The following is a 7546-nucleotide window of genomic DNA, read 5'->3' as shown; positions in this document are numbered from 1 at the left end:
AACTCCTGCAGCACCGCATCGCCCGCGGCGTGGCCGAAGTCGTCGTTGACGGCCTTGAAGTGGTCGATGTCGAGGATGGCCACGCACAGCGGCGTCACGTGCCGGCTCGACAGCGCGATGCCGTGCTCCAGCCTCGCCTTCATCGACCGTCGGTTCGGCAACCCGGTCAGTTCGTCGCCCGTGGCGAGGCGTTCGACGTCGGACAGCGCGCGCGAGAGCGCCTCGCGCTGGTCGCGAAGCTTCTGCCGCAGGCCCGACAGCCTCGCTGCGATCACCGCGAGCGCCGGCAGCACGACGATGAGCATCAGCACGTTGTTGACGTCGACCCGCAGCGGCGCGACATCGCCCTGGGCGGGCACCCACTGCGGATAGAGGGTGCGCAGCACGACCGCCGCCACGAGGCTCGACACCGCGAGCGCCGTGAGGAAGGCGATCTGCCGCCAGCGCAGGGTGAACGCGCCGAAGGCGAAGACCACCATGATCGGGAACAGCGCCGAGGTGCGCATGGGGCCGCAGATCAGGTAGCCCCAGTTCACCGCGAGCACGCCCATCGAGAGCTGCCAGACGGTGATCGACGGATCGCGGAAGCGCTCGGTCCAGCCGCTTCGAAGCGCGACGTAGCCCACGAGCAGCACGGCCGCGACGAAGGCCAGCCAGAGGGCGAGCGCCCCGGTGTTCATCCAGCCCTGACCCACGCCGGTCGTCAGCAGCGCTGCCGCGCCGACGTAGACGAGGCTCGCGATCAGCCACTGCGCGAGCCGCAGCCGGCGGCGACGGTCGGCGCTGGCCAGCAGGTCGAGGAGGCGGGACGCGAGGCGATGCACGGAGTCTCCAAAGGGGCCGCGCGATGCGCGTGGCTCGACCGCGTTATCGGCCGGGCCGCGCCGATTCCTCACGTGCCGCGCCCGAACCGTTCAGGTGACGGTCCGCATGTCGCTGCCGCACGCCCCGGTCCATCGCCGCAGCGGCCCAAAAGCGAACGGGACCCGAAGGTCCCGTCCGTCGTCACAGGGAAGCGAGGATCAGCGGCGGTCGGCTGCCGACGCATCGCGCGCCGCCCGGAACTCCGAATCCTGGCTCCAGTTGGGCCAGCGGTTCGACGACGCGAGATCGCGACCGAGCGTGTAGAGCATCTGCAGGTCGCGCGCCATGCCGGTGAAGGTCCAGCTGGCTTCCCACTGGTCCGCGGGCTGGTGGTAGCGCTCCTTCGTGTACATCGCCTGCTCCGCCTCGGCCGCCTCGACTCCGCCCTGCACCCAGTCGTTGCCGGAGCCGTACGAGATCGCCGGCACGCCGCGCTTGGCGAAGGGGAAGTGGTCGGAGCGGAAGAAGTGGCCGGCCTCCGGATGCGGATCCGGGCTGTACACCAGGCCCCACTTCTTCGCCGTGGCGGTCAGCTGGTCGAGCAGCTCGACCTTCGCGCTGCCCGACGTCGTGAAGTTCTTCGCGAGGCCGTGCGGGTCCAGCGCGTCCATGTTGATGACGCCCACCGTCTTGCCGATCGGATACAGCGGCTTCGACGCGTAGTACTCCGAGCCCAGCAGGCCCTTCTCCTCGGCGGTCACGGCGAGGAAGACGACGGAGCGATCGGTGCGCGGCGCCTTCGCGAACGCGCGGCCCAGCTCGAGCAGCGCGGCGATGCCGGTCGCGTTGTCGACCGCGCCGTTGTAGATGCGGTCGCCCTTCGCATCGGGCTGGCCGACGCCGAGGTGGTCCCAGTGGCCGCTGTAGATCACGGTCTCGTCGGGACGCTTCTTGCCGGGCAGCATGCCCGCGATGTTCTGCGAGGTGATCACCTGGCTGTCGACGGCGTAGTTCGCCGAGAAGGTGGTGCCTTCCAGCGCAACCGGTCGGAAATCACGCGACTGCGCCTGCTTCTTCAGCGCATCGAAGTCGAGGCCGGCGCGCTTGAACAGGTCGACCGCGACGTCGCGCTGGATCCAGCCTTCGAGCGCCGGATGCGAGGCCTTCGGGTCGTCGCGCACGACGTCGAACATGGTGTTGGTGTTCGAATTCTTGACGGTGGCCCAGCCGTACGACGCCGGCGCCGTCTCGTGCACGATCAGCAGGCCGGCGAGGCCCTGGCGTGCTGCTTCCTCGTACTTGTAGGTCCAGCGGCCGTAGTACGTCATGGCCTTGCCGCCGAAGTCACCGTGCCCGGTCTCGAAGTCCGGGTCGTTGATCAGCACGATGCCGACCTTGCCCTTCAGGTCCATGCCCTTGAAGTCGTCCCACGTGCGTTCCGGCGCCTTGACGCCGTAGCCGAGGAAGACCACGGGCGCGTCGGCGATGGTCACCGACTTCGCGCCGTTGAGCGCGGCGCGCACCGCCACCTGCTCGCCCTGCGACATCGGCAGCGCCGTGCCGCCGCGCTTGAAGGCGACGTCGGGCGTGCCGGTGATGTTCGCGCGCAGCAGCGGGACCGGCTGCGTCCACAGGCGCTTGCCGTCCTTGAGCTCGCCGCCCGGCTGCAGGCCCGCGGCCTTCATCTGGGCGACGACGTAGTCGATGGTCTTCTTCTCGCCCGCGGTCGCCGGACCGCGACCCTCGAACTCGTCGGAAGCCAGCGTGCGGACGATCGACGACAGGCGCTTCGCGCTGATGTCGGGCTTCGGGGCGGCGGACGCGGGCTGGAGCGCGAGGCCCAGCGACGCGGCGAGGACGGTGGTGGCGAGCAACCTGGACAAAGCGGACCTCTGCAGGAGAAGGACTACCGTTCGATGGTAGCAAGCGTCCCGGCGCGCCCCGCGTTGCACGGATGCAACGCGACGACGGGGCTGGCGGGACGCTCGCCGTTCAGTGGATCGGGCGCGGCGGCGGCGGCGGAAGCGCCTCGCCGGACTCGAGCGGCAGGCCGCTGCGCAGGCGGTCGGCATCGGAGGCGATCGCCCGGCTCGGGCTCAGGGCCGGAGGACGGGGCGCGGCTTCGCGGATAGGAGGAGACATCGGATACACCTCGGAACGTGGGCCGCGCAGTGTGGCGCCCGGGGGTCTCAGGGCCAGCGACGATACGGCCGCTAAGCTGAGCGGGCGGCGAGCGGCCGCAGGACCGCCGACCCATGGACCTCGCCCTCTTCGACTTCGACGGCACGATCACCACCCGCGAAACGCTGCCCGACTTCCTGGGTTTCGCGGTGTCGAAATGGCGCCATCGTGCGGGCTTCGCCGCTCTTTGGCCGCTGATCGCGCGTATCGCGCGGGCGTCGTCGACGGCCGCACGGTGCGGGCCGCGATCGCGCGGGTCGCGTTCACGGGCACGGACGCGGCGCCCGTCGACCGCCGTGGCCGACAGTTCGCGAAGACCGTCCTGCCGCCGCTGGTCCGTCCGCAGGCACTCGCGCGCATCGACTGGCACCGCGAGTGCGGCGACACGGTGGCCGTGGTCTCGGGCGGCTTCGACGTCTACCTGGCGCCGTGGGCGGCGGCGTACGGGCTCCCCGTGCTCGCTTCGTCGCTGGAACGCCGCGGCGGGCGCCTGACGGGTCGCTACGCCGGCGTGCAGTGCGTTCGCGAGGAGAAGGTGCGTCGCGTGCGCGCGGCCTACGACCTTTCGCGCTTCGAACGCGTCCATGCCTACGGGGATTCGATCGAGGACGAGGCGATGCTGGCAATGGCCGACATTGCCCACTTCCGGCGCATGCCGGCGCCGGGCGACGTCGCCGCGTCCGCGGGCGCCGGCGAACCGTCGGGTGCGTGAGCACCGGCGGCGATCCATCGCCGGGGACCGGACCGCGCGGCTGCCACGGCGGACACCGGGCGCCCGTATCGGGACCTATCGGGACGTCTTCGCCGGTGCCTTCTTAACCGGTGCCTTTTTCGCCGCGGCCTTCCTGGCGACGGCTTTTTTCGCCGTCGACTTCTTCGCGGCAGGCGCCTTCGTCGCCGACGTGGCCGTCCCCTTCGCCGCGGGCTTTTCCGACGCGGCCTTCCTCGCGGCAGTCTTCGTGGTCGCGGCGGCCTTCGTCGTAACACCCGGCTTCTTCGCCCCCGACGTCTTCGCCGCAGTCCCCGGTCGGGCGACCTTCGCGCCGCCCGTATCGAGTTCGATCCACGTCGGTGCGTGGTCGCTCGCGCCGGCCTGGCCGCGCACCCAGCGATCGACGCCGGCGTCGTGCAGCAGCGGCGCGAGGCTCGGGCTCAGCAGCAGGTGGTCGATGCGCAGGCCGGCGTCGCGCTCCCAGTGCTTCCGGAAGTAGTCCCAGAACGTGTAGATGCGGGCGTCGCCGTGCACGGCGCGGATCGAATCGGTCCAGCCCTGCTCCAGAAGTGCGAACCAGGCTTCGCGGCTCTCCGGCTGCAGCAGCGCGTCCTTCTTCCACGAGGCCGCGTTGTAGATGTCGATCTCGTCGGTCGGCACGACGTTGAAATCACCGCACAGCAGGGTCGGCGTGCCGTCGCGCAGCAGCTTCGCCGCGTGCTGCCGGAACTTCTCGAACCAGGCGAGCTTGTAGTCGAACTTCGGGCCGGGCCACGGATTGCCGTTCGGCAGGTAGAGGCAGCCGACGCGCAGGCCGTGCACGTCGGCTTCGAGATAGCGGCTCTGCGACGTATCGGGATCAGCGGGCAGGCCGCGCCGCCGCTCTTCGGGCTGCGCGCCGCGCGCAAGGATCGCGACCCCGTTCCACGACTTCTGTCCGTGCCAGATCGCGCCGTAGCCGAGCCGTTCGACGTCGGACTGCGGGAACGCCTCGTCGGGCGCCTTGAGTTCCTGCAGGCAGGCGATGTCGGGCGATTCGCGCTCGAGCCAGTCGAGCAGCGCGGGGAGGCGTGCGCGCACGCCGTTGATGTTGAACGTCGCGATCTTGAGCCGGGCCATGCGCCCGATGCTAGGCGCGGTGCGTGCAGGGCCAGTGAGGTCAGCCGAGCAGACGGCGCAGGAGCGCGAGGTACAGATCCGGCAGGCGTTCGAGGTCGGCGACCGACACGTGCTCGTCGACCTTGTGGATGCTCGCGTTCACCGGGCCGATCTCGACGCAGTGCGCGCCCAGCGGTGCGATGAAACGCGCATCGGACGTTCCGCCGCCGGTGCTCTCCTCCGGCGCGGCGCCGGCGAAACCCGCGAGCACCTCGCGACAGGCCGCGCGCAGTTCGCCGTCCGGCGTGTAGAACGGCTCGCCGCTGCGGTGCCAGTCGATCGCATAGTCGCCGCAGTGCTTCGCGAGGATCGCCTCGCACTCGGCTTCGAGCCGCGCGGCGTCCCAGTGCGGGTTGTAGCGCAGGTTGAACAGCACCTGCAGCTCCCCCGGGATCACGTTGTTGGCGCCGGTGCCGGCGAGGATGTTGCTGACCTGCAGGCTCGTCGGCGGAAACGTCTCGTAGCCCTCGTCCCAACGGCGGGCGGTGAGTTCGGCAAGCGCCGGCATCGCCTCGTGCACCGGATTGCGCGCCTTCTCCGGATACGCGACATGCCCCTGCACCCCGCGCACCGTCAGCGTCGCGGACAGGCTGCCGCGACGACCGACGCGCAGCAGGTCGCCCAGCACCGACTTCGACGACGGCTCGCCGGTGATGCACCAGTGGATGCGCTCGCCGCGCTGGCGAAACGCCTCGGCGACCTTGCGCACGCCGTCGATCGCCTGCCCTTCCTCGTCCGACGTCAGCAGCAGCGCGACGCGGCCGCGATGCGACGGCCGCTCGCGGGCGAAGCGCTCGAGCGCCACGACGAACGCCGCGACGCTGCCCTTCATGTCGGCCGCGCCACGCCCGTACAGCACGCCGTCGCGGATCTCCGGCACGAACGGGTCACTCGCCCACGACTCCACGGGCCCCGGCGGCACCACGTCCGTGTGCCCGAGCAGCACGAGGGTCGGCCCGCCCTCCTCGCCCACGTGCACCGCCCACAGGTTGTCGACGTCGCCGAAGCGCATCGACTCGCAGGCGAACCCCGCCGCTTCCAGCCGCGCGGCGATCAGCGCCTGGCAGCCCGCGTCGTCGGGCGTCAACGAGCGCTGCTCGATCAGCGCACGCGTGAGGTCGAGGACGTCGCTCATGCACCGACCCCGAAACGCTTTTTGAACCCGTTGTCGGAGAACCCCTGGCTGACGGTTCCGTCGTCCGTGACGACGACAGGCCGGCGCACCAGCTGCGGGTGCTCGCGCAGCAGGAGTTTCCATTCGGCGTCCGACGCGGCGGCCTTGCGCGCCGCAGGTAGCTCGCGCCACGTGGTCGACGACTTGTTCACCATCGCCTCCCAGCCACCCAGCGCGTCCTTCCAAGCGACGAGCATCTCCGGCGACGGCCGCTGGTCGCGGTAGTCGACGAACTCGTGCGCGACGTCGAAGCGCTTGAGCCAGTTGCGCGCCTTGCGGCACGTGTCGCAGTTCGCGAGGCCGTAGAGCGTCGTCACCATGTCAGTCCGCCAAGCCGCGCAGCAGGTCGTTGATCGAAGTCTTGCCGCGCGTCTTCTCGTCGACCTGCTTGACGATCACCGCGCAGTACAGCGAATGCGAGCCGTCCGCGGCGGGCAGCTGGCCCGACACCACGACGCTGCCCGGCGGCACGTAGCCATAGCTGACTTCGCCGGTCATGCGGTTGTAGATGCGCGTGCTCTGGCCGAGGAAGACGCCCATGCCGATCACCGAGTGGTGGCCGACGATCACGCCTTCGACCACTTCCGAACGCGCGCCGATGAAGCAGTGGTCCTCGATGATCGTCGGCGTCGCCTGCAGCGGCTCGAGCACGCCGCCGATGCCGGCGCCGCCGGACAGATGGCAGTGCTTGCCGATCTGCGCGCACGAACCCACCGTCGCCCACGTGTCGACCATGGTGCCCTCGCCCACGTAGGCCCCGATGTTGACGAAGCTCGGCATCAGCACGACGTCCTTGGCGATGTGGCAGCCGCGCCGCGCGATCGCGCCGGGCACCACGCGCACGCCCGACTTGCGGAACGCCGCCTCGTCGAACTCCTGGAAGCGCGCGGGCACCTTGTCCCAGAACGGCGCCGGCGCCCCGTCGATCACTTCCATGTCCTGCGTGCGGAAGTACAGCAGCACCGCCTTCTTCAGCCATTCGTTGACGACCCAGCCGCCCTTGCCGTCGGGCTCGGCCACGCGCAGCGCGCCGGACTCGATGCCGTCGATGACGAGGTTCACCGTCGGACGCGTCGAGCCTTCGATCTCGTCCACGGTGAGCATCGTGCGACGCTCCCAGGCGCTGTCGATCATGAACTTCAGCTCGTCGCGGCCCGGGCCCTTCGGGGCGGCCTTGCGACGTGGCGTCTTCTTGGCGGGGGTCTTGGCCGGCGGGCTCATGGGCAGTCTCCGTCGAGGCAGGCGAGCAGCGCATCGCGCAGCGCCTGCTGGTGGGTGTCGTCGAGGGGTTCGTCGACGCCGTTCGCGTCGACGCGGGTGATCTGGAAGACGTCTTCCGCGCGCTCGCCGAACGTGGCCACGCGCGCATCGTGCACGCGCAGGCCCTGCTCGCGCAGCACGAGCGCGACGTCCGCCAGCAATCCGGGGCGGTCGGTGCAGACGAGGCTGAAGACGGTGCGCGCGGCGTGCGGCGTTCGCCGGGCTGGTGATCGTGCTCGCGACGCAGCTGCTGTCGG

General features: G+C 70.4%; 9 protein-coding genes. 1 reads left to right on the top strand and 8 read right to left on the bottom strand.

The window, feature by feature from the left end; all coding sequences use genetic code 11:
- From ACY35P_RS14590 to ACY35P_RS14580, 3 genes are all read right to left on the bottom strand, one after another.
- The coding region (locus ACY35P_RS14590) for a GGDEF domain-containing protein (RefSeq protein WP_462116566.1) at window positions 1–824 on the bottom strand (824 nt) is incomplete at its 3' end.
- A gap of 198 nt (window positions 825–1022) precedes the next feature.
- Window positions 1023–2687 (bottom strand): M28 family metallopeptidase, encoded by a 1665-nt coding sequence (locus ACY35P_RS14585; RefSeq protein WP_462116565.1) that lies wholly within the window; start codon window positions 2685–2687, stop codon window positions 1023–1025.
- 109 nt (window positions 2688–2796) lie between these two features.
- Window positions 2797–2946, bottom strand: coding sequence for a hypothetical protein (locus tag ACY35P_RS14580; protein ID WP_462116564.1), 150 nt, complete (start codon window positions 2944–2946; stop codon window positions 2797–2799).
- Between the two features lie 226 nt (window positions 2947–3172).
- Between ACY35P_RS14580 and ACY35P_RS14575 the strand changes: the two genes are divergently transcribed.
- Window positions 3173–3697, top strand: a complete 525-nt coding sequence (locus tag ACY35P_RS14575) for an HAD-IB family phosphatase (protein WP_462116563.1) — start codon at window positions 3173–3175, stop codon at window positions 3695–3697.
- Between the two features lie 75 nt (window positions 3698–3772).
- Here ACY35P_RS14575 and xth read toward each other — a convergent pair whose 3' ends face one another.
- The 5 genes from xth to ACY35P_RS14550 form a co-directional block, all read right to left on the bottom strand.
- Entirely contained in the window at window positions 3773–4816 is a 1044-nt protein-coding gene (gene xth, locus ACY35P_RS14570) for an exodeoxyribonuclease III (RefSeq protein ID WP_462116562.1), read from the bottom strand.
- A 40-nt stretch (window positions 4817–4856) separates the two neighbouring features.
- The gene (dapE, locus tag ACY35P_RS14565; RefSeq protein WP_462116561.1) at window positions 4857–5990 is read right to left on the bottom strand and encodes a succinyl-diaminopimelate desuccinylase; all 1134 of its coding nucleotides are present in this window, start codon (window positions 5988–5990) and stop codon (window positions 4857–4859) included.
- Window positions 5987–6349 carry a Spx/MgsR family RNA polymerase-binding regulatory protein gene (locus tag ACY35P_RS14560; protein ID WP_462116560.1) on the bottom strand — a complete coding sequence of 121 codons (363 nt, stop codon included), beginning with the start codon at window positions 6347–6349 and terminating at the stop codon, window positions 5987–5989. The genes dapE and ACY35P_RS14560 overlap by 4 nt, the downstream gene beginning before the upstream one ends.
- Before the next feature lies 1 nt (window position 6350).
- The gene (gene dapD, locus ACY35P_RS14555; RefSeq protein WP_462116559.1) at window positions 6351–7250 is read right to left on the bottom strand and encodes a 2,3,4,5-tetrahydropyridine-2,6-dicarboxylate N-succinyltransferase; all 900 of its coding nucleotides are present in this window, start codon (window positions 7248–7250) and stop codon (window positions 6351–6353) included.
- Window positions 7247–7546: ACT domain-containing protein (locus tag ACY35P_RS14550; protein WP_462116558.1), on the bottom strand; the 300-nt coding region annotated here is incomplete at its 5' end. The genes ACY35P_RS14550 and dapD, both read right to left, overlap by 4 nt.

This window comes from Lysobacter xanthus (genome assembly GCF_047159895.1).
This window is presented reverse-complemented; position numbering and strand designations above follow the sequence as displayed.

Bases quoted from the DNA above. Each gene is read 5' to 3' on its own strand.
- ACY35P_RS14580 (WP_462116564.1), bottom strand. From the start codon at position 2,946: ATGTCTCCTCCTATCCGCGAAGCCGCGCCCCGTCCTCCGGCCCTGAGC.
- xth (WP_462116562.1), bottom strand. From the start codon at position 4,816: ATGGCCCGGCTCAAGATCGCGACGTTCAACATCAACGGCGTGCGCGCA.
- dapE (WP_462116561.1), bottom strand. From the start codon at position 5,990: ATGAGCGACGTCCTCGACCTCACGCGTGCGCTGATCGAGCAGCGCTCG.
- ACY35P_RS14560 (WP_462116560.1), bottom strand. From the start codon at position 6,349: ATGGTGACGACGCTCTACGGCCTCGCGAACTGCGACACGTGCCGCAAG.
- dapD (WP_462116559.1), bottom strand. From the start codon at position 7,250: ATGAGCCCGCCGGCCAAGACCCCCGCCAAGAAGACGCCACGTCGCAAG.